Raw genomic sequence first — 18,866 nt, forward strand, 5'->3', positions numbered from 1 at the left:
CCCGTGGGGACAGGGACCAAGAAACGTCAGGGGAATTGTGGGCCTTCTACAAAAGTCTAGGGCTGCGAATCGGCGTCGGCCAGACGCCCCAGAATGAGCGCGATCCGCAGGGTGAACGCGGAGCGTACATCGGAGGGTGACCATCCGGTGACGTCGGTCACACGTCGCAGCCGGTAGCGCACGGTGTTGGGGTGGACGAAGAGCATCCTTGCAGCGCCCTCGAGACTACTCGCCTGCTCTAGATAGACGCTCAAGGTTTCCAGAAGTGCCGACCCCGCTTCTTCCAGCGGTCTGTAGATCTCCTCCACCAACTGCTCCCGCGCGGCCGGATCCGAGGCGATCGCGCGCTCCGGCAGCAGATCGTCCGCGAGAACCGGGCGTGGGGCGTCCTGCCAGGCGAAACACGCCTTGAGCCCGGCGGCCGCGGCCTGCGCGGACTTGGTGGCGGCGAGCAGGTCGGGCACGACGGGCCCCGCGACCACGGGACCCGCGGCATAAGGCCCGATCAGGGCCTTCGCGACCTGCAGCGGGTTGTCGCTGCCGCCCGCGATGACGACGAGCCGGTCGCCGAGGACTCCGGTGAGGACCTGGAGCTTGGCGTGCCGGGCGGCCCGGCGGATGGCCTCGACGGTGAGTTCGCTGTCGCCGTCGGGTGCGGTGCCGAGGATGACGCAGACATGCTCGGGCGAGTTCCAGCCGAGTGCGGCGGCGCGGGAGACGGCGCCCTCGTCGGCCTCGCCGGACAGTACGGCGTTCACGACCAGCGATTCGAGCCGGGCGTCCCAGGCGCCGCGGGCCTCGGCTGCCTGCGCGTACACCTGGGCGGTGGCGAAAGCGATCTCGCGTGCGTAGACGAGCAGGGCCTCGCGCAGTACGGACTCGTCACCGGGCGCCGCGACCTCCTCGATCGCCGACTCCATGACCTCGATGGTGGTGCGCACCATCTCGACGGTCTGGCGCAGGGTGATCGCGCGGGTCAGCTCGCGCGGAGCGGTGCCGAAGACGTCGGTCGAGATCGCCTGCGGGGTCTCCGGATGCCGGAACCACTCGGTGAAGGCGGCGATACCGGCCTGGGCGACAAGGCCGATCCACGACCGGTTCTCCGGGGGCATCGCGCGGTACCACGGCAGCGTCTCGTCCATGCGTGCGATGGCGTTCGCGGCGAGCCGGCCGGAGGACTGCTCCAGTCGGCGCAGGGTCGCGGTATGCGGGTGGGCGGAGTTCGCTGCAGGTTCGGGCACGGGGACAAGAGTGCCTTATCGGGACGGGTGAGCGGAGTGGCGGGGCTCGGGTACGGCCATCGGGCCGCCGTCTCGGACTACGGTGGACCCGTGATTGACGTACGTCGCTCCGCCGGCCGCTTCCGCGGTGGCGACCCCGCCTCGGGCATCGAATCCCTGCACGCCTTCTCCTTCGGGCGGCACTACGACCCCGACAACCTGCGCTTCGGTGCGATCCTCGCCTGCAACGAGGAACGTCTCGATCCCGGTGCCGGCTTCGACGAGCATCCGCACAGCCACACCGAGATCGTCACCTGGGTCGTCGAGGGCGAGTTGACCCATCGCGACTCGACGGGCCACGCGACCGTCGTCCGGCCCGGCGACGTCCAGCGGCTCAGTTCCGCGGACGGTGTCCGCCATGTGGAGCGCAATGACGCGGACGCGCCGCTGACCTTCGTCCAGATGTGGCTCGCACCGCTGGCGCCGGGCGGTGATCCGGCGTACGAGATCGTGCGCGGCATCGCTGACTCGACGCCGTACGCACTCCCCGAGGCGGGCGCGCTGCTGCATGTCCGCCGTCTGGGCCGGGGCGAGCGCACGGCGGTGCCGGACGCGCCCGCGGTGTACGTGCATGTGGTGCGGGGCGAAGTCCGCCTGGGAGATGCGGAGTTGGCCCCAGGGGACGCGGCCCGCATCACGGACGCGGACGGCCTCGACCTGGCTGCCCTGGTACCCGCCGAGCTGCTGCTCTGGGAGCTGAACGAGTCCTGAGCCCGGTTCTGAGACCGGACCTCAGCCCAGCTCGGCCAGCACGGCGTCCGTGAACGGCGGCCACGCGTCGATCGCCCACTGCCCGAAGGGCCGGTCCGTGAGCGCCACACACGCCGCGCCCACCGCCGGGTCGATCCACAGGAACGTGCCCGACTGGCCGAAGTGGCCGAACGTACGGGGCGAGGACGAACTGCCCGTCCAGTGCGGCGACTTGGAGTCCCGGATCTCGAAGCCCAGGCCCCAGTCGTTCGGCTTCTGGTGCCCGTAGCCGGGAAGGATGCCCGACAGGCCCGGGTGGACGACCGTCATGGCCTCAAGGACCGTACGGGCGTCAAGGAGCCGCGGCGCCTGCACCTCGGCGGCGAAGCGCACCAGGTCGTCGACCGTCGAGACGCCGTCCTTCGCGGGGGAGCCGTCCAGCGTTGTCGCCGTCATGCCCAGCGGTTCGAGGACCGCCTGGCGCAGATACTCCGCGAACGGGATGTCCGTCGCCTTGGCGATGTGGTCGCCGAGCACCTCGAAGCCCGCGTTGGAGTACAGCCTGCGCGTACCCGGCGGGGCCGTCACCCGGTGCTCGTCGAAGGCCAGGCCCGAGGTGTGGGCGAGCAGATGACGGACCGTGGAGCCCTCGGGGCCCGCCGGTTCGTCGAGCTCGACCGCCCCTTCCTCGTACGCCACGAGCGCCGCGTAGGCCGCGAGCGGCTTGGTGACGGAGGCGAGCGGGAAGCGGTGCGCGAGGGGGCCGTGCGATCCGGCGACGGTGCCGTCCGCTCGTACGACGGCGGCCGCCGCGGTCGGTACCGGCCAGTTCTCGATCATCGCCAGGCTCTGCATGCGTACGAGCCTAAAGGGTGAGTCTCATCGCCGGATCGGGGGTGCGGACGAAGCCGAGCGAGGTCCCGAGGCTCATGGTTTCGGCAGGCTATTGGGCGCCGCAGGAAAACTGCCATCCCTTTCTGCTTGCTTGGAGTGCACTCCAAGGTTTTAGCGTTGAGGACATGACGCTGATCGAGAGCACGCCGGCAGGAGTGGACCTCTGTAAGCCGCCTCCCCGCGCGCATCCCCGCCCCGAGGGCCAGGACCGCTACACGATCAGCGAGGTCGTCGCTTTCACCGGGCTCACCGCGCACACCCTGCGCTGGTACGAGCGGATCGGGCTGATGCCGCACATCGACCGGTCGCACACCGGACAGCGGCGCTTCACCAATCGCGATCTGGACTGGCTCGCCTTCGTCGGCAAGCTGCGGCTGACCGGGATGCCGGTCGCGGACATGGTCCGCTACGCCGAGCTGGTGCGCGAGGGCGAGCACACCTTCGAGGCACGGCAGGAGCTGCTGCAGCAGACGCGGCGCGATGTGCGCAGGCGCATCGCGGAGCTGCAGGACACGCTCGCCGTGCTGGATCACAAGATCGACTTTTACGCGGACGCCCGGCGGGCGTCGGAGAGGCTCTGAAACCTGATGGCTGAATCCTTGAGGAGCGGCAGCAAGATCGCACAGGTGCGGCTCGGGACCGGCGGACCGCTGGTCGGCATACAGGGCCTGGGCTGCATGGGCATGAGCGAGTTCTACGGAGAGACGGACCTGGCGGCAGCCCGGGACACCCTGGTGGCGGCGCTGGATGCGGGCGTCACGCTCTTCGACACGGCGGACGTGTACGGGCGGGGGGCGAACGAGGAGTTCCTCGCGCCGTTCGTCGGAGCGCACCGCGACGAGATCACCCTGGCCACGAAGTTCGCCATCCAGCGGACCGACGACCCGCGGTACCGGGCCGTCCGCAACGACCCGGCGTACATCCGCAAGGCCGTCGAGGAGAGCCTGCGGCGGCTGAAGACCGAAGTCATCGACCTGTACTACATGCACCGCCGCGACCCGGCCGTGCCGCTCGCCGAGTCCGTCGGCGCGATGGCCGAACTGGTGGAGCGCGGCCTCGTCAGGCACCTGGGGCTGAGCGAGGTCACCGGCGCGGAGCTGCGCGAGGCGCACGCCGTGCATCCGATCGCCGCGCTGCAGTCGGAGTGGTCGCTGTTCAGCAGGGACGTGGAGCGCAGCGCGGTGGGCGCCGCGGCCGAACTCGGTGTCGCCTTCGTGCCGTACTCGCCGCTCGGCCGCGGCTTCCTCACCGGTGCCTTCGCCGACGCGGGCAAGGAGCTCTCGGAGGACGACTTCCGCAGGCACCAGCCGCGCTTCACCGGCGACAACGCCAAGACCAACGCCGCGCTCCTGGAGCCGGTCCACAAGATCGCCGCGGCGCACGGGGCGACGGCCGCGCAGGTGGCCCTCGCGTGGGTGCAGCAGCGGGCAGAGGTGCACTCGCTCGCCGTGGTGCCGATCCCCGGCACCCGCAAGACGAGCCGGCTGCTGGAGAACGTCGCGGCGACCCGGCTGAAGCTGACCGAGGAGGAGCTGGCGGTGCTGGAGCCGATCGCCGGGCAGGTGGCGGGGGACCGCTACCCGGACATGTCCTCGACATCGGCGGCGCGCGAGTAGCCGTACGGGGCCAGTCATGAGACGAAGCCCGCCGCGAGCAGTGCTGCTGCCGCGCGGCGGGCCCTCCCCACGTACGACTCACAGCTCCGCGAGCAGCTGCGCCTTCTTCGTGCTGAACTCCTCGTCCGTCACCAGACCCGCCTGGTGCAGCTCCCCGAGGTGCCGAATCCGCTCGGCGATGTCCGCCGGGTCGCGCCGCCCCGCCCGCAGCGCCATCACCGGGGCCGAGCCGCTGCTGCGTACGGATTCGAGCACCGCGGCGGCGAACGGCAGCGACTCGTGCACCGGCCCGCGGCTCACCCCGAAGAGCACCGCCGCCGGATCCTGGTCCGCCTGCCTGGGCGCGGCCGCCTCGTCGCCCGGATCGTCCGCCCGGCGCAGCAGTCGCAGATACCCGTCGAAGGCCTCCGGCGAGCGCCACTCCACGCCGCTCAGTTCCGTCACCGGGAAACTCTGGTCGCCCGCCCGCCACTTGGCGGACGACGCGGCCGTCCGGGACCAGCGGAAGGAAACCATCGAGCCGTCGAAGAAGGCCTTGCCGTCGTACGCCTTGAAGTGCATCGGCCCCTCCGGCGCGGCCACGGCGTACCGCTCGGCCGGGGTGTCCGCGTCGGCGGGGAGCAGGGCGCGCAGTTCGTCGGCGTAGTACTCGGCGAGCGTCTCGCGCTCCGCGGGCAGCACCAGCCGGTACGGGTCGCAGCCCTCCTTCAACTGCCCTGCCGCGGCATCCATCAGCGGATCGGCGCCGGGTCTTGGCAGGGCGTGCAGCACCACCGTGCCGCGCTTGCCGGGGGAGAGGGTCACCGACGCCAACGCCTCGTGGGGGATGCGGCGTTCGCGAAGCGTCTGGAACAGCTTCGGCGCACGCAGCCCCCGTTCGAAGCGGATGAGCACGGAGTCGGTCTCGAACTCCCAAGTGGCTTGAATTCCGGCCAGAACATCACCCATACGCCTCATCGTAGGCTGCGCCTGCCCGCGCGTCGCCCCTCGGTGCTCAGGCCCGGCCACGATGCTCTACGCGCGTCAGGCCGCCTCATCGCCGTAAATACCACTGCGGCATGTGTCGCCGCCGCTCTCACAGGTCACGCCGTCGTACGAACCGACGCCTATCTCGGCGAAGTTGCTGACGCTCTCCGTACCCGGCTCGAAATAGCCGGTGTGACCGACCGCGTCCGACGCGGACAGCACCCGCGCGCCGAACGCCTCCGTCACCGGGTCCTCGCCGTGGCCGAGGCCGCCGACCGCCAGATGCGGCACGTCCTCGATCCAGTCGTCCCTGTCGCGCATCGCCCAGACGCGGGCACGGGCATGGAGCCCGGCCACGTTCTCGGCGCGCATGCCGGGGCTGCCGGCCACCGCCACGTCACGCACGCGGGCGGGAAGATGGCGGGCGGCGACGCCGCACACGACGGAGCCGTAACTGTGGCAGAACAGCGCGATCTTGGAGCTGCCCGGCAGCGCGCCGGTGAGCGCGGTCAGGCGCACGGCGCCGTCCTCCGCGCGGCGGCCCGTGGCCGAGTCCATGCCGAGGCCTGCGGGTGCGGTGTAGTCGGCCCAGGCGATGACCGCAGTACGCGTGCGCGGGGACGCGGCCCGCTCGGCGGCGTACAGCGACTCCGCCATGCCGACCGGCGCGGTGTACTTGCGGGAAGTCTTCTGGAACGTGAGCACATTGGTGTCCACACCGGGGACGATCACCGACACCCGCTGGGCGCGGTCGAGATCGCCGAGCACCTCGGCGACCTTGCCGGGACCGGACGGGTCGAAGGCGAGGATCTGCCGCTCCGCGCTCATGAGCGCCTCGAAGCGGTGCATACGGCGGACCGCCTGGTGCCGGCCGTCCGCGGTCAGGTTGACGTCCTTCACGCGCTTGCGCTCCTCGGCGATCGAGAGCGCGAGGGCCTTGCGGTTGGCGCGGTAGCGCAGGGTGACCGGGGCGCCGTTGAGATTGCCGACGAGGATGGGGTACCGGTCGGCGAGGCGGGCCCGCTGCGTGCTGCCGATGGAACCGAAGAACGCGGCGAGCCGCTGCGGCGGTGACGCCGGATCGGGCAGTGCCCGCACCCCGATCCTGGCCTTGGCCCAGCCGGACAGCTCGGCCTCGAGAGCGTCGCGAGGACCGCCCTGATGTCGTATGGCGGTCCAGCCGGTCGTCGCCAGCATCATGAACACGACCGCGAGCGCGAGCAGGGCGCGCCAGGCGGTGAGGGTGGGGGAGGAGTCGAAGGAAGTCACTGCGGGACACCCTAGGAGACGCGCGACGCGGCTCGCGAAGACCGTGAGACAGATCACGTGTCCGGGGGGAGTGCGGGGGGCAAGTCGTCACTTTCCGTGCGCGGGCGCGCCCCTGTGGTCACCGGGATCGCGGTGGGCCGCCCACCACCCTCCTGCGCCGGGGCGCGTGCGGGCGCGACCCACATCTGGGGGCGGCCGCGCGTCAACCTTGTGCGTACGACAGCTCCGCCGCGCCCGCCCGGCGGAGCCGTCCCCTATCAGGGTGATGCGCCCCGAACCCCCTTTCCCGACCCCCGGCCAGGGGGCAGGGTGCGGTCAAGTGATCAGTACGACACGGGGGTTACCGACATGCGCATGATCGTCACGGCCGGAGTCCTGGCCACATCAGCCCTGGCCGCGGCAGTGCTGGTGCCGCAGACGGCGGCCGCCGCGCCGCCCCGCCTCGGGGAGTGCGCGGCGGGCCAGCTCTGCCTGTGGGAGAAGGGGAACTTCAAGGGCACACGCCAGGTCCACGAGCTGTCCGGCACCGATATCGAGAGCTGTGTTCCGCTGCCGTCCGGCACCACCGCCGAGGCACTCGCAAACCGGACCGGGCGCCCCGTCACCGCGTACCAGTCGGCGGAGTGCGAGGAGACGGGCGAGTTCGAGACCTACCCGGGCGGTGGCACGTGGGTGCCTCAATCCCCGTACCAGGTCAGAGCGTTCAAGGTCTGGGAGCGCTGAACCGGGGTACCCGCTGACGAAGCCCCGATTCGACGACTCGAGGAGTGATGATGGCGGGCTTCGGACACACAACGCGCAGGCACCCTCGCTCACGCAGCCGTAACTGGTCGCGGAGCGGGCCGGATCGTGCGGCACTCGGAATCATCGGCCTGATCTGTGCGATCGCCGGTTTCTTCGTGCTGGGGATCGTCCTCGGCCCGATCGCGATCGTCTGCGGATGGCTCGGTATGGGCCGTCGCTGGAACGGCGCACAGCCGGTCCCGGCACTGGCCGCGGTCGTGCTCGGCGGCATCGACACCCTGCTGGCGATCGTCTGGCTCGCGGGAGCCACGGTTCCCGCGAGCGGGATGTGGTGATCGTCAGCCACGCCTTAGGTCCTGTCCGGCCGACCTTGCCGGGCTCGCGTGCCCTGGCGCGGCACCTCGCCGCGTTGTCGTCAGTCGCCGACGCTCCGCGTCGGCTCCTTCCTCCGCCTTGCGATGCTCCCCCGTAGCCCTTCGGGCACGGGAGGTGCCCCCATCGCCAGACCCCGCTCACTGATCCGGCCTGGTCGACCGGACAGGACCTAGTCGGACGGACCGACCGGGGTGGGCATCGCGCCCGCCCCGGTTTCCGCCGGCATCGCCGTATCCGGGAGCTCCGTGACCGCGCGGGCCTGCGACAGCGTGGCCACCTGCTCCCGCAGCGCCCGTACTTCCGCAGTCAGCGCCTGGAGCAGCGCCGTCTGCTTGCGTTCCTCCAAGTCGTCCCGCTCGAAGCGGGAGATGAACCACGCCGCGATATTGGCGGTGACGACACCGAGCAGCGCGATCCCCGAAATCATCAGCCCGACCGCGAGCACCCGCCCCAGACCCGTCGTCGGCGCATGGTCGCCGTACCCGACCGTCGTCATCGTGGTGAACGACCACCACACCGCGTCGCCCAGCGTCTTGATGTTCCCGTTCGGCGCGTCCCGCTCCACATGCAGCACGGCCAGCGAGCCGAACATCATCAGCCCCACCACCGCGCCACCGACATACGTCGTCAGCGTGATCTGGGGCGCCATCCTGGCCCGGCGGCCCACCAGCAGCAGGGTCGAGACGACCCGCAGCAGCCGCAGCGGCTGCACCAGCGGCAGCACCACCGCCACCAGATCCAGCGGATGCTTGCGTACGAAGAGCCACTTGGCCGGTGCCAGCAGCAGCCGTACGAGGTAGTCGACGGCGAAGGTCCCCCACACCACCCACTCGGTGACCGTGCACACGGTTATCACCGAACCACTGGCGTCGGGCGCCACGATCGGCACGGCGTACGCGAGGGCGAACGCGATGGCGAGTGCCAGCAGGGGGGTCTGCATGCGCTGTTCCCACCGGACCTGCGCTGTTCGCTGCTTCATGCCTGCATGTTAGAGACGCGTAGGTCCTGTCCGGTCGATCGGGCCGGGTCAGGGAGCGGGGTCTGGCGTGGTGCATCGCAAGGCGGAGGATGGAGCCGACGCGGAGCGTCGGCGACTGACGACAACGCGGCGAGGTGCCGTGCCAGGGCACGCGAGCCCGGCAAGATCGGCCGGACAGGACCTAAGGGCGGCGGGACCCGGCCGGGTCCCGCCGCCCTTCACCGTGCAAGCGTTACGCGTCGCCGCCGGCCGCGCCCGGGTCCGCCGCGGCCACGTCGAGCAGCTGGTAGCGGTCCACCGCCTGCTTCAGCACCGAACGGTCGACCTTGCCCTCACGCGCGAGCTCGGTGAGCACCGCGAGGACGATCGACTGCGCGTCGATGTGGAAGAAGCGACGCGCCGCGCCCCGGGTGTCCGCGAAGCCGAAGCCGTCGGCACCCAGCGACTGGTACGTGCCGGGAACCCAGCGCGAGATCTGGTCCGGAACCGAGCGCATCCAGTCCGAGACGGCCACGAACGGGCCCTCGGAGCCGGAGAGCTTCTGCGTGACGTACGGGACGCGCTGCTCCTCCTCGGGGTGCAGGAGGTTGTGCTGTTCGACCTCGACGGCCTCGCGGCGCAGCTCGTTCCAGCTCGTCGCCGACCACACGTCGGCGCGTACGTTCCACTCCTCGGCGAGGATCCTCTGCGCCTCGATCGCCCAGGGCACGGCCACACCCGAGGCCATGATCTGCGCGGGAATCGCGCCGGCCTCGCCCGCCCTGAAGCGGTGGATGCCCTTGAGGATGCCCTCGGCGTCCACGTTCTCGGGCTCGGCCGGGTGCTGGATCGGCTCGTTGTAGACGGTGAGGTAGTAGAAGACGTCCTCGCCGTGCGGGTGCTCCTCGGACGAGCCGTACATCCGGCGCAGACCGTCCTGGACGATGTGCGCGATCTCGAAACCGAAGGCCGGGTCGTAGGCGACACAGCCCGGGTTCGTCGAGGCGAGCAGCTGGGAGTGGCCGTCGGCGTGCTGCAGGCCCTCACCGGTCAGCGTCGTGCGGCCCGCGGTCGCGCCCAGGACGAAGCCGCGCGCGAGCTGGTCGGCCATCTGCCAGAACTGGTCGCCGGTGCGCTGGAAGCCGAACATCGAGTAGAAGACGTACACCGGGATCAGCGGCTCGCCGTGCGTGGCGTACGCGGAACCGGCGGCGATGAGCGACGCCGTACAGCCCGCCTCGGAGATGCCGTCGTGCAGCATCTGCCCGGTCGGCGACTCCTTGTACGCGAGCAGCAGCTCGCGGTCCACGGCTTCGTACTGCTGGCCCAGCGGGTTGTAGATCTTGGCGCTCGGGAAGAACGAGTCCATTCCGAAGGTGCGGTACTCGTCCGGCGCGATCAGCACGAAGCGCCTGCCGATCTCCTTGTCCCGCATCAGGTCCTTGAGCAGCCGGACGAACGCCATGGTGGTGGCGATCGACTGCTGGCCGGAGCCCTTCTTGACCGGGGCGTACGTCGTGTCCTCGGGCAGGACCAGCGGCTTGGACCGCACGACTCGGGTCGGGACATACCCGCCCAGCGCCTTGCGGCGGTCGTGCATGTACTGGATCTCCTCCGAGTCGCGGCCCGGGTGGTAGTACGGCGGCGCGCCGTTCTCCAGCTGCTGGTCCGTGATCGGGATGTGCAGACGGTCGCGGAAGCGCTTGAGGTCGTCGACCGTCAGCTTCTTCATCTGGTGCGTCGCGTTGCGGCCCTCGAAGTTCGGGCCGAGCGTCCAGCCCTTGACCGTCTGGGCGAGGATCACGGTCGGCTGGCCCTTGTGGGCCTTGGCCGCCGCGTACGCCGCGTAGACCTTCTTGTGGTCGTGGCCGCCGCGTCCCAGGTGCAGGACCTGGTCGTCGGTCATGTTCTCGACCATGGCGCGCAGCCGGTGGTCGTCGCCGAAGAAGTGCTCGCGGATGTACGCGCCGGTCTCGGTGGCGTACGTCTGGAACTGGCCGTCGGGCGTGGTGTTCAGCTTGTTGACCAGCACGCCGTCGCGGTCCTGGGCGAGCAGCGGGTCCCAGGAGCGGTCCCAGACGAGCTTGATGACGTTCCAGCCGGCGCCGCGGAACTGGGACTCCAGCTCCTGGATGATCTTGCCGTTGCCGCGCACGGGGCCGTCGAGACGCTGCAGGTTGCAGTTGACCACGAAGGTCAGGTTGTCCAGGCCCTCACGGGCGGCGATGGAGAGCTGGCCCAGCGACTCGGGCTCGTCCATCTCGCCGTCGCCGAGGTAGGCCCAGACATGCGACCTGGAGGTGTCGGCGATACCGCGCGCCTCCATGTAGCGGTTCATCCGCGCCTGGTAGATCGCGCCGAGGGGGCCAAGGCCCATGGAGACGGTCGGGAACTCCCAGAAGTCCGGCATCAGCCGCGGGTGCGGGTAGCTGGACAGACCCTCGGGAGCCTTGGACTTCTCCTGGCGGAAGGCGTCGAGCCGGGCCTCGCTGAGGCGGTCGAGCAGGAAGGCCCGGGCGTAGATGCCGGGGGAGGCGTGGCCCTGGAAGAAGATCTGGTCGCCCCCGTCGCCCTGGTCCTTGCCGCGGAAGAAGTGGTTGAAGCCCACGTCGTAGAGGGAGGCGGAGGAGGCGAAGGTGGCGATGTGGCCGCCGACGCCGATGCCCGGGCGCTGGGCGCGGGAGACCATCACCGCGGCGTTCCAGCGGGTCGCGTTGAGGACCTTGCGCTCGATCTCCTCGTTGCCGGGGAAGAACGGCTCGTCCTTGGTGGCGATGGTGTTGACGTAGTCCGTGCTGCGCATCTCGGGCACGGCCACGCGCTTCTCGCGGGCTCGCTCGATCAGGCGGAGCATCAGGTAGCGGGCGCGCTCCCGGCCCCGCTCGTCGACGGCGGCGTCGAGGGAGTCCAGCCACTCCTGGGTCTCTTCAGGATCGAAGTCCGGGACCTGGCTGGGAAGGCCGCCAATGATGATCGGGTTGCGATCTGATCCGGAAGCCACGCTAATCCTTCGCTGTTCGGTGGGTTCTGCCCCTGCGGGAGACACGGGATGTCCAGGCGGTGTCGCGCCGCCTCCCATCGTGTACCGCGGGGAGGAAAACGTCATCTCTACCGGGGGGTAACCCTTGTTCTGACTGACATCCTGACCCAACCCCGGTTCCGGGTACGGTCAAATCGCAACCTTACGCCCAAGCCGCCAATGTGTTTCGTTTGGCTGTTCGGTTCCGATTGGCCCACCGAAGGGAAAGATTGCCGCAAAGATGGTCGAATGGTGTGCCATGAATCACGAGACGGGATTGAGCGTGTCTGGAGTTGGGCCGAGACGGCCGCAAACGTCACCGTTTCGGCGGTCTGAACGGCCGGGTACTTGCGCGATCCGTCCCGCCCGTGTGGACTACGGCCAACGCCACGCGTACGCGCGCGGCCGCAGGATTTTCCAAACATGATCAGGAGGCAAGCCGTGAGCGCGACCGCGGACCACGCGGAGGAGCGGACCAACCCGGCCGTCAGGCTGGGGTTCGAGCCCGGACAGGTGGTCCAGGAGATCGGCTACGACGACGACGTCGAGCAGGAGCTCCGTGAGGGCATCGAGGCCGTTATCGGCCAGGAACTCGTGGACGAGGACTATGAGGACGTCGCTGACGTCGTCGTGCTCTGGTTCCGTGACGAGGACGGCGACCTTACGGATGCGCTGGTGGACGCCATCGGCCTGCTGGACGAAGGCGGCGACATCTGGCTGCTGACGCCCAAGACCGGCAGGGACGGATACATCGAGCCGAGCGACATCAACGAAGCCGCGCAGACCTCCGGTCTCTCCCAGACCAAGAGCATCAACGCGGGCAAGGACTGGTCGGGCACCCGGCTGAGCGCACCCAAATCCAAGCGCTGAGCCCCCGTACGCCCTGAGGGCCCCCGTCGGCAACTGCCGGCGGGGGTCCTCTGCGTAGGGTGGACCCACCCGAACGGACCAGTCGGGCCCAGCCCAGTGAAGGGACGCAACGTCATGGCGATCGAGGTCGGCACCAAGGCCCCGGACTTCGAGCTGAAGGACAACCACGGCCGCACCGTGAGCCTCGCCGAATTCCGCGGCGAGAAGAACGTGGTGCTCCTCTTCTATCCCTTCGCCTTCACCGGTGTGTGCACCGGCGAGCTGTGCGCGCTCCGTGACGAGTTGCCGCGGTTCGTCAACGACGACACCCAGCTGCTGGCCGTCTCCACCGACTCCATCCACACCCTGCGCGTCTTCGCCGAGCAGGAGGGTCTGGAGTACCCGCTGCTCTCGGATTTCTGGCCGCACGGCGAGACCTCACGGGCGTACGAAATCTTCGACGAGGAGAAGGGGTGCGCGGTGCGCGGAACCTTCATCATCGACAAGGAGGGCGTGGTCCGCTGGACCGTCGTCAACTCTCTGCCCGAGGCGCGCGACCTGAACGACTACGTCAAGGCGCTCGACGCGCTCTGACGCGCGCCCTCTGACGCACGCCCCTATTCATCGGCCGACCCCTGCCCGAAAGGGTGTTTTCGATGGGAACCGGTCACTAGGATCCACTCGTTGATCCGATACATCACCGCACGACGGGGGCGCTGCCCCTGACAAAACAATGGAGGGACTCGTGGGAGTCAGCCTCAGCAAGGGCGGCAACGTCTCGCTGACCAAGGCCGCGCCCAACCTGACCGCGGTCACCGTGGGCCTGGGCTGGGACGCACGCAGCACCACCGGCACCGACTTCGACCTCGACGCCAGCGCCCTGCTGACCAACGCCGAGGGCAAGGTCGCCAACGACGGCAACTTCGTCTTCTTCAACAACCTCAAGAGCCCCGACGGCTCCGTCGAGCACACCGGTGACAACATCACGGGTGAGGGCGAGGGCGACGACGAGCAGATCAAGGTGAACCTCGCCTCGGTGCCCGCCGACGTCGACAAGATCGTGTTCCCGGTCTCGATCTACGAGGCCGAGAGCCGCCAGCAGTCCTTCGGCCAGGTGCGCAACGCCTTCATCCGCGTCGTCAACCAGTCCGACAACAACGAACTCGCGCGCTACGACCTGAGCGAGGACGCCTCGACCGAGACCGCCATGGTCTTCGGCGAGCTCTACCGCAACGGCGCGGAGTGGAAGTTCCGTGCCATCGGCCAGGGGTACGCCTCGGGTCTGCGCGGCATCGCGCAGGACTTCGGCGTGAACGTCTGAGCGAGCGGTTCATTCCCTGTCCGGCGCCGCACCTTCCAGTGCGGCGCCGGACGCGCCTGCACCACCTTTGTTTCGTCATCTCGGGGAGGACCACAAACATGGGCGTCACGCTCGCCAAGGGAGGCAATGTCTCCCTCTCCAAGGCCGCACCGAACCTCACACAGGTGCTGGTCGGGCTCGGCTGGGACGCGCGCTCCACCACCGGAGCGCCCTTCGACCTCGATGCCAGTGCCTTGCTCTGCCAGTCCGGCCGGGTGCTCGGCGACGAGTGGTTCGTCTTCTACAACAACCTCAAGAGCCCCGACGGCTCCGTCGAGCACACCGGTGACAACCTCACGGGCGAGGGCGAGGGGGACGACGAATCGATTCTCGTGGACCTCTCCCAGGTGCCGGCTCATGTCGACAAGATCATCTTTCCGGTCTCGATCCATGAGGCCGACAACCGGGGCCAGACCTTCGGCCAGGTCAGCAACGCTTTCATCCGTGTGGTCAACCAGGCGGACACCCAGGAGCTCGCGCGCTACGACCTGAGCGAGGACGCCTCGACGGAGACCGCGATGATCTTCGGCGAGCTCTACCGCTATGGCGGGGAATGGAAGTTCAGGGCCGTGGGGCAGGGGTACGCGTCGGGTCTGCGAGGCATCGCTCTAGACTTCGGGGTCAACGTTTCGTAAAGCCGCGCACGGCGCGGGGGAGACCCGTACTTACACGATTGGGTACCAGTGGTTCTGAAAACCTTCGGCTGGTCGTTCGCGGTCACCGCGCTCGGCCTGGTCGCAGCGGTCTTGTTCGGCGGGTGGACGGCGTTGGGGGTCGTCGCGATCCTGTCCGTCCTCGAGATCTCGCTGTCCTTCGACAATGCGGTGGTCAACGCCGGAATCCTGAAGAAGATGAGCGCCTTCTGGCAGCGGATCTTCCTCACGGTCGGCGTGCTCATCGCCGTATTCGGCATGCGACTGGTCTTCCCCGTCGTGATCGTTGCCATCAGCGCCAAGATCGGCCCCATCGAGGCAGTCGACCTGGCGTTCAACGACGCTGAGCGCTACGAGCAGCTGGTCACCGACGCTCACCCGTCGATCGCCGCGTTCGGTGGCATGTTCCTGCTGATGATCTTCCTGGACTTCATCTTCGAGGACCGTGACATCAAGTGGCTCGGCTGGCTGGAGCGCCCGCTGGCCAAGCTCGGCAAGATCGACATGCTGTCGGTCTGCATCGCGCTGATCGCACTTCTCATCACGGCCATGACCTTCGCGACCCAGGCGCACCAGCACGCCGGGCATGCCGACAAGGCGGCGACGGTGCTGCTGTCCGGCGTCGCGGGTCTGATTACGTATCTGGTGGTCGGTGGTCTCTCCGGCTTCTTCGAGAACAGGCTCGAGGAAGAGGAGGAGCGCGAGCACGAGGCCGAGGAGGAGGCCAAGAAGAGCGGCAAGCAGGTTTCTGCGGTCCAACTGGTCGGCAAGGCCGCGTTCTTCATGTTCCTGTACCTCGAGGTCCTGGACGCCTCGTTCTCCTTCGACGGTGTCATCGGCGCCTTCGCCATCACCAACGACATCGTGCTGATGGCGCTCGGCCTCGGTATCGGCGCCATGTACGTCCGGTCGCTCACGGTCTACCTGGTCCGCCAGGGCACCCTGGACGACTACGTCTACCTGGAGCACGGCGCGCACTACGCGATCGGCGCCCTCGCCATGATCCTCCTCGTGACCATCCAGTACCAGATCAGCGAGATCATCACCGGTCTCGTCGGCGTCGTGCTGATCGCCTGGTCCTTCTGGTCCTCGGTGCGCCGCAACCGGGCGCTCGCAGCGGAGGGCGGGGACAACTCCGACGAGAAGCAGGAAGTCACCTCCGGGGTGTGACCCGGAGGGGATTGAGGAACGCTCTGAGCGGGGCGGCTCCGAGGCACCGGCCTCGGAGCCGCCCCGCTGGGTTCATCGACGCATGTGGGGGTGGGGCATGGCCTTCTGGGACGGCCTGCGGCGTGGCAGGTCACTGCAGTTCGACTCCGGCAGCGCAGCGACCAATTCGATCGAGCTGACCAAACGGCACCCGACGGTCTCGCTCACCAAGCAGGGCGCGGCCACCGGCAATCTGCGCGTCAACCTCTCCTGGAGGATGCGCACTTCCGACATCGAGGGCAGGTCCAAGCAGAGCGGCAGACTGCTGCGGCACCCCTTCAAGCTCTTCCAGCCCGATGTGGTCCAGGCCCACACCCAGGGCGTGGTCAATGTGGACCTCGACCTGGGCTGTCTCTACGAGCTGACGGACGGCAGCAAGGGCGTGGTGCAGCCGCTGGGCAGCTTCTTCGGCAGCATCAACGAGGCGCCCTATGTGAAGCTCAGCGGCGACGACCGCTTCGGCTCCCCCTCGGGCGAGACGATCTACGTCAATCTCGACCACCGCGAGTCGATCAAGCGGCTGCTGTTCTTCGCGTACATCTACGACCAGACACCGGCCTTCGACCGTACGCACGCGCATGTGACGCTCTACCCGAGCAATGGTCCGCGGGTGGAGATAGAGCTCGACGAGCGCGCGCCGCAGGCCCGTTCCTGCGCGATCTTCTCCATGGAGAACGTGAAGGGGGAGCTGGTCGTGCGCCGCGAGGTGAAGTTCGTATACGGCTTCCAGGCGGAGCTGGACCGGCTGTACGGCTGGGGTCTGCAGTGGGGACGCGGTTACAAGAACCGGGTGTAGCGGCTGACCACTCAGGGGCGTACGAACTGGGGGCCCATGGGCGGCAGCCGGAAATTCGGGTCGGGCGCGGGCGCCGCCGCGGCGGCGGGCTGCGGATAGCCGTACGCCGGAGGCGCGACCGGCTGGGTCGCCGGCGGCTGCGGGTAACCGTACGCGGGCTGAGGGTAACCATAGGCGGGCTGGGCGGCCGGGGGCTGCGCGGGCGGCGCGGGGTGCGGGTCGGTCTGCGGCCGAGGCTCGGGCTCGGCGGACGGCTCGGCAGCCGCCTCCGCCTCGTCCACCGAGATGCCGAACGCCGTGGCCAGACCCACCAGACCGGTCGGATAACCCTGCGCCACCGCGCGGAACTTCCAGCCTTCCCCGCGCCGGTACAGCTCGCCGCAGATGATCGCCGTCTCCAGGCCCGTCTCCGGCTTCACATCGAAGACGGCGAGCGGCTCGCTGTCGGCCAGGGCGGCGTCGTAGAGCAGTATCCGCAGATCGCGTACATGCTGGAAGGTGTCGCCGTCGGACGAGGCGGCGAGTACCACCTGGTCGACGGACGGGTCGAGGGAGGAGAGATCCGCCTCGACGGTGTCCGTCAGATGCTCCGCGACGCGCTTCTTGGACAGCCGCCGCACCAGACCCGACGGATGGCGCGGCTGGTTGTAGAAGACGAAGTCCTCGTCGGAGCGCACACGCCCGTCGCTGCCGAGCAGCAGGGCCGAGGCGTCCACGTCGGGGACCCCGGCGCCCGGGGTCCAGCGCAGCACGGCCCGTACGGCCGTGGCATCGAGAGGAACGTTCGAGCCCTTCACCATCGCGTGCGTCATGTCCGTCATCCTGCCTTCCCGATGGCCGCCCGGACAACGCGGGGGCCCTTAGGGAGTGTTCGAAGGAGACCCCCTTGTCGTCAGGCCAGGACATGGGCATGGTGCAAGCGGGTTACCTGGAATTCATGGGCTTGGGGAACTCTTGACACATGGTCGTACGTACTATTACCGGCCACGCCAGTTGGGCCGCCAAGGCAGTACGGGGGAAATATATGCGTCACTTTGGGCAAATTTCGCCTACTGTGCGTGACAGTCTGTTCCATCAAGAGCCGTGCGAATTCAGCGCCGCCTCGCCCGCGCGCACCCTCGCGGCCGCGCTGGGCGCCACCCTCTACAGCCCCGCGACCCGGCCCAAGCTCGCCGACGACGTGCTCAAGCTGGCGGCTCGCGGAGCCGTCTCCATGGTGCTCTGCCTGGAGGATTCCATCGACGACGCGGAAGTCGCCGAGGCCGAGGAGAACCTGGTCCGGCAGTTCGCCGACCTCGACGCGCGCGGCGAAGAGCTGCCGCTGCTGTTCATCCGGGTCCGCGAACCCGGGCAGATCCCGGATCTCGTGGAGCGGCTCGGCCCCTCGGTCCGACGACTGTCCGGTTTTGTACTTCCCAAATTCACCGAAGAGCGGGGCGTTCCCTTCCTGGAAGCCCTCGCCGACGCGGAGACCGCGAGCGGACAGCGGCTTTTCGCCATGCCCGTCCTGGAATCCCCGGAACTTCTCCACCTCGAAACCCGCACCGAGACGCTCACCGGCATCGCGGCGACCGTCGACAAATACCGCGACCGGGTCCTGGCGCTGCGGCTCGGCGTCACCGACTTCTGCTCGGCGTACGGGCTGCGCAGATCGCCCGACATGACGGCGTACGACGTCCAGATCGTCGCCGCGGTCATCGCCGACGTGGTGAATGTCCTGGGGCGGGCGGACGGCACCGGCTTCACGGTGACCGGACCCGTATGGGAGTACTTCCGGCTCCAGGAGCGCATGTTCAAGCCCCAGCTGCGCCGCAGCCCCTTCATGGAGGGCCGGGCCGAGGAGCTGCGTGCCACCCTGATCGAGCACGACCTGGACGGGCTGCTCCGCGAGATCGAACTGGACCGGGCCAACGGCCTGCAGGGCAAGACCTGCATTCATCCCTCGCACGTCCTGCCCGTGCACGCGCTGTCGGTCGTCAGTCACGAAGAGTTCAGCGACGCGCAGGACATCCTGCGGCCGGAGCGGGGCGGCGGAGGCGTGATGCGTTCCGCGTACACGAACAAGATGAACGAAGTGAAGCCCCACCGGGCCTGGGCCGAGCGCACGCTGCTGCGCGCGGAGGTCTTCGGGGTGGCCAGGGAAGAGGTCGGCTTCGTGGAGCTGCTCACGGCCGGACTCTCCGGCTGA

At 69.0% G+C, this 18,866-nt stretch carries 19 protein-coding genes; 12 read left to right on the forward strand and 7 right to left on the reverse strand.

Annotation, left to right across the window (positions count from 1 at the left end; translation table 11 throughout):
* Positions 1-56: 56 nt before the first annotated feature.
* On the reverse strand, positions 57-1,241 hold the full coding sequence (locus tag OOK40_RS04640; protein ID WP_266476674.1) for a CdaR family transcriptional regulator: 1,185 nt from the start codon (positions 1,239-1,241) through the stop codon (positions 57-59).
* A gap of 90 nt (positions 1,242-1,331) precedes the next feature.
* On the opposite strand from OOK40_RS04640, the gene OOK40_RS04645 reads away from it, so the two are divergent.
* Positions 1,332-1,991, forward strand: a complete 660-nt coding sequence (locus OOK40_RS04645) for a pirin family protein (RefSeq protein WP_266476676.1) — start codon at positions 1,332-1,334, stop codon at positions 1,989-1,991.
* A 21-nt stretch (positions 1,992-2,012) separates the two neighbouring features.
* Here the strand turns inward: OOK40_RS04645 and OOK40_RS04650 are convergent, their stop codons facing one another.
* The gene (locus OOK40_RS04650; RefSeq protein WP_266476678.1) at positions 2,013-2,825 is read right to left on the reverse strand and encodes a serine hydrolase; all 813 of its coding nucleotides are present in this window, start codon (positions 2,823-2,825) and stop codon (positions 2,013-2,015) included.
* Between the two features lie 164 nt (positions 2,826-2,989).
* On the opposite strand from OOK40_RS04650, the gene OOK40_RS04655 reads away from it, so the two are divergent.
* Together OOK40_RS04655 and OOK40_RS04660 are read left to right on the forward strand one after the other, a co-directional pair.
* A complete protein-coding gene (locus OOK40_RS04655) occupies positions 2,990-3,445 on the forward strand; it encodes a MerR family transcriptional regulator (protein WP_266476679.1) in 456 nt (151 codons plus the stop codon).
* A 6-nt stretch (positions 3,446-3,451) separates the two neighbouring features.
* Positions 3,452-4,480 (forward strand): aldo/keto reductase, encoded by a 1,029-nt coding sequence (locus OOK40_RS04660; RefSeq protein ID WP_266476681.1) that lies wholly within the window; start codon positions 3,452-3,454, stop codon positions 4,478-4,480.
* Between the two features lie 78 nt (positions 4,481-4,558).
* Here the strand turns inward: OOK40_RS04660 and OOK40_RS04665 are convergent, their stop codons facing one another.
* Together OOK40_RS04665 and OOK40_RS04670 are read right to left on the reverse strand one after the other, a co-directional pair.
* Complete coding sequence (locus tag OOK40_RS04665) at positions 4,559-5,428, reverse strand: DUF4429 domain-containing protein (RefSeq protein ID WP_266476683.1); 870 nt, start codon at positions 5,426-5,428, stop codon at positions 4,559-4,561.
* A gap of 75 nt (positions 5,429-5,503) precedes the next feature.
* Positions 5,504-6,715 (reverse strand): alpha/beta hydrolase, encoded by a 1,212-nt coding sequence (locus OOK40_RS04670; protein ID WP_266476686.1) that lies wholly within the window; start codon positions 6,713-6,715, stop codon positions 5,504-5,506.
* Positions 6,716-7,063: 348 nt separating this feature from the next.
* Between OOK40_RS04670 and OOK40_RS04675 the strand changes: the two genes are divergently transcribed.
* Both OOK40_RS04675 and OOK40_RS04680 read left to right on the forward strand, forming a co-directional pair.
* Complete coding sequence (locus OOK40_RS04675) at positions 7,064-7,438, forward strand: peptidase inhibitor family I36 protein (RefSeq protein WP_266476688.1); 375 nt, start codon at positions 7,064-7,066, stop codon at positions 7,436-7,438.
* 47 nt (positions 7,439-7,485) lie between these two features.
* Positions 7,486-7,794: a small hydrophobic protein gene (locus OOK40_RS04680; RefSeq protein ID WP_266476690.1), complete on the forward strand. Its 309-nt coding sequence runs from the start codon at positions 7,486-7,488 to the stop codon at positions 7,792-7,794.
* Between the two features lie 209 nt (positions 7,795-8,003).
* On the opposite strand, the gene OOK40_RS04685 is transcribed toward OOK40_RS04680, so the two are convergent.
* Complete coding sequence (locus OOK40_RS04685) at positions 8,004-8,813, reverse strand: potassium channel family protein (protein ID WP_266476691.1); 810 nt, start codon at positions 8,811-8,813, stop codon at positions 8,004-8,006.
* Positions 8,814-9,045: 232 nt separating this feature from the next.
* Entirely contained in the window at positions 9,046-11,793 is a 2,748-nt protein-coding gene (aceE, locus tag OOK40_RS04690; protein WP_266476693.1) for a pyruvate dehydrogenase (acetyl-transferring), homodimeric type, read from the reverse strand.
* Positions 11,794-12,252: 459 nt separating this feature from the next.
* Between aceE and OOK40_RS04695 the strand changes: the two genes are divergently transcribed.
* The 6 genes from OOK40_RS04695 (at position 12,253) to OOK40_RS04720 (ending at position 16,678) form a co-directional block, all read left to right on the forward strand.
* Positions 12,253-12,681, forward strand: a complete 429-nt coding sequence (locus tag OOK40_RS04695) for a DUF3052 domain-containing protein (RefSeq protein ID WP_266476695.1) — start codon at positions 12,253-12,255, stop codon at positions 12,679-12,681.
* A 114-nt stretch (positions 12,682-12,795) separates the two neighbouring features.
* Positions 12,796-13,254: a peroxiredoxin gene (locus OOK40_RS04700; protein ID WP_266476697.1), complete on the forward strand. Its 459-nt coding sequence runs from the start codon at positions 12,796-12,798 to the stop codon at positions 13,252-13,254.
* A 151-nt stretch (positions 13,255-13,405) separates the two neighbouring features.
* Complete coding sequence (locus tag OOK40_RS04705; protein WP_266476699.1) at positions 13,406-13,981, forward strand: TerD family protein; 576 nt, start codon at positions 13,406-13,408, stop codon at positions 13,979-13,981.
* Positions 13,982-14,079: 98 nt separating this feature from the next.
* Entirely contained in the window at positions 14,080-14,655 is a 576-nt protein-coding gene (locus tag OOK40_RS04710) for a TerD family protein (RefSeq protein ID WP_266476701.1), read from the forward strand.
* 48 nt (positions 14,656-14,703) lie between these two features.
* Positions 14,704-15,843 carry a DUF475 domain-containing protein gene (locus OOK40_RS04715; protein ID WP_266476703.1) on the forward strand — a complete coding sequence of 380 codons (1,140 nt, stop codon included), beginning with the start codon at positions 14,704-14,706 and terminating at the stop codon, positions 15,841-15,843.
* A gap of 97 nt (positions 15,844-15,940) precedes the next feature.
* Entirely contained in the window at positions 15,941-16,678 is a 738-nt protein-coding gene (locus OOK40_RS04720; protein ID WP_266476705.1) for a Tellurium resistance, read from the forward strand.
* Positions 16,679-16,689: 11 nt separating this feature from the next.
* Here OOK40_RS04720 and OOK40_RS04725 read toward each other — a convergent pair whose 3' ends face one another.
* The gene (locus OOK40_RS04725; RefSeq protein ID WP_266476707.1) at positions 16,690-17,499 is read right to left on the reverse strand and encodes a TerD family protein; all 810 of its coding nucleotides are present in this window, start codon (positions 17,497-17,499) and stop codon (positions 16,690-16,692) included.
* 203 nt (positions 17,500-17,702) lie between these two features.
* On the opposite strand from OOK40_RS04725, the gene OOK40_RS04730 reads away from it, so the two are divergent.
* The gene (locus OOK40_RS04730) at positions 17,703-18,866 is read left to right on the forward strand and encodes an HpcH/HpaI aldolase/citrate lyase family protein (RefSeq protein WP_266476709.1); all 1,164 of its coding nucleotides are present in this window, start codon (positions 17,703-17,705) and stop codon (positions 18,864-18,866) included.

Source organism: Streptomyces sp. NBC_01481 (assembly GCF_026339995.1).
GTDB lineage: Bacteria > Actinomycetota > Actinomycetes > Streptomycetales > Streptomycetaceae > Streptomyces.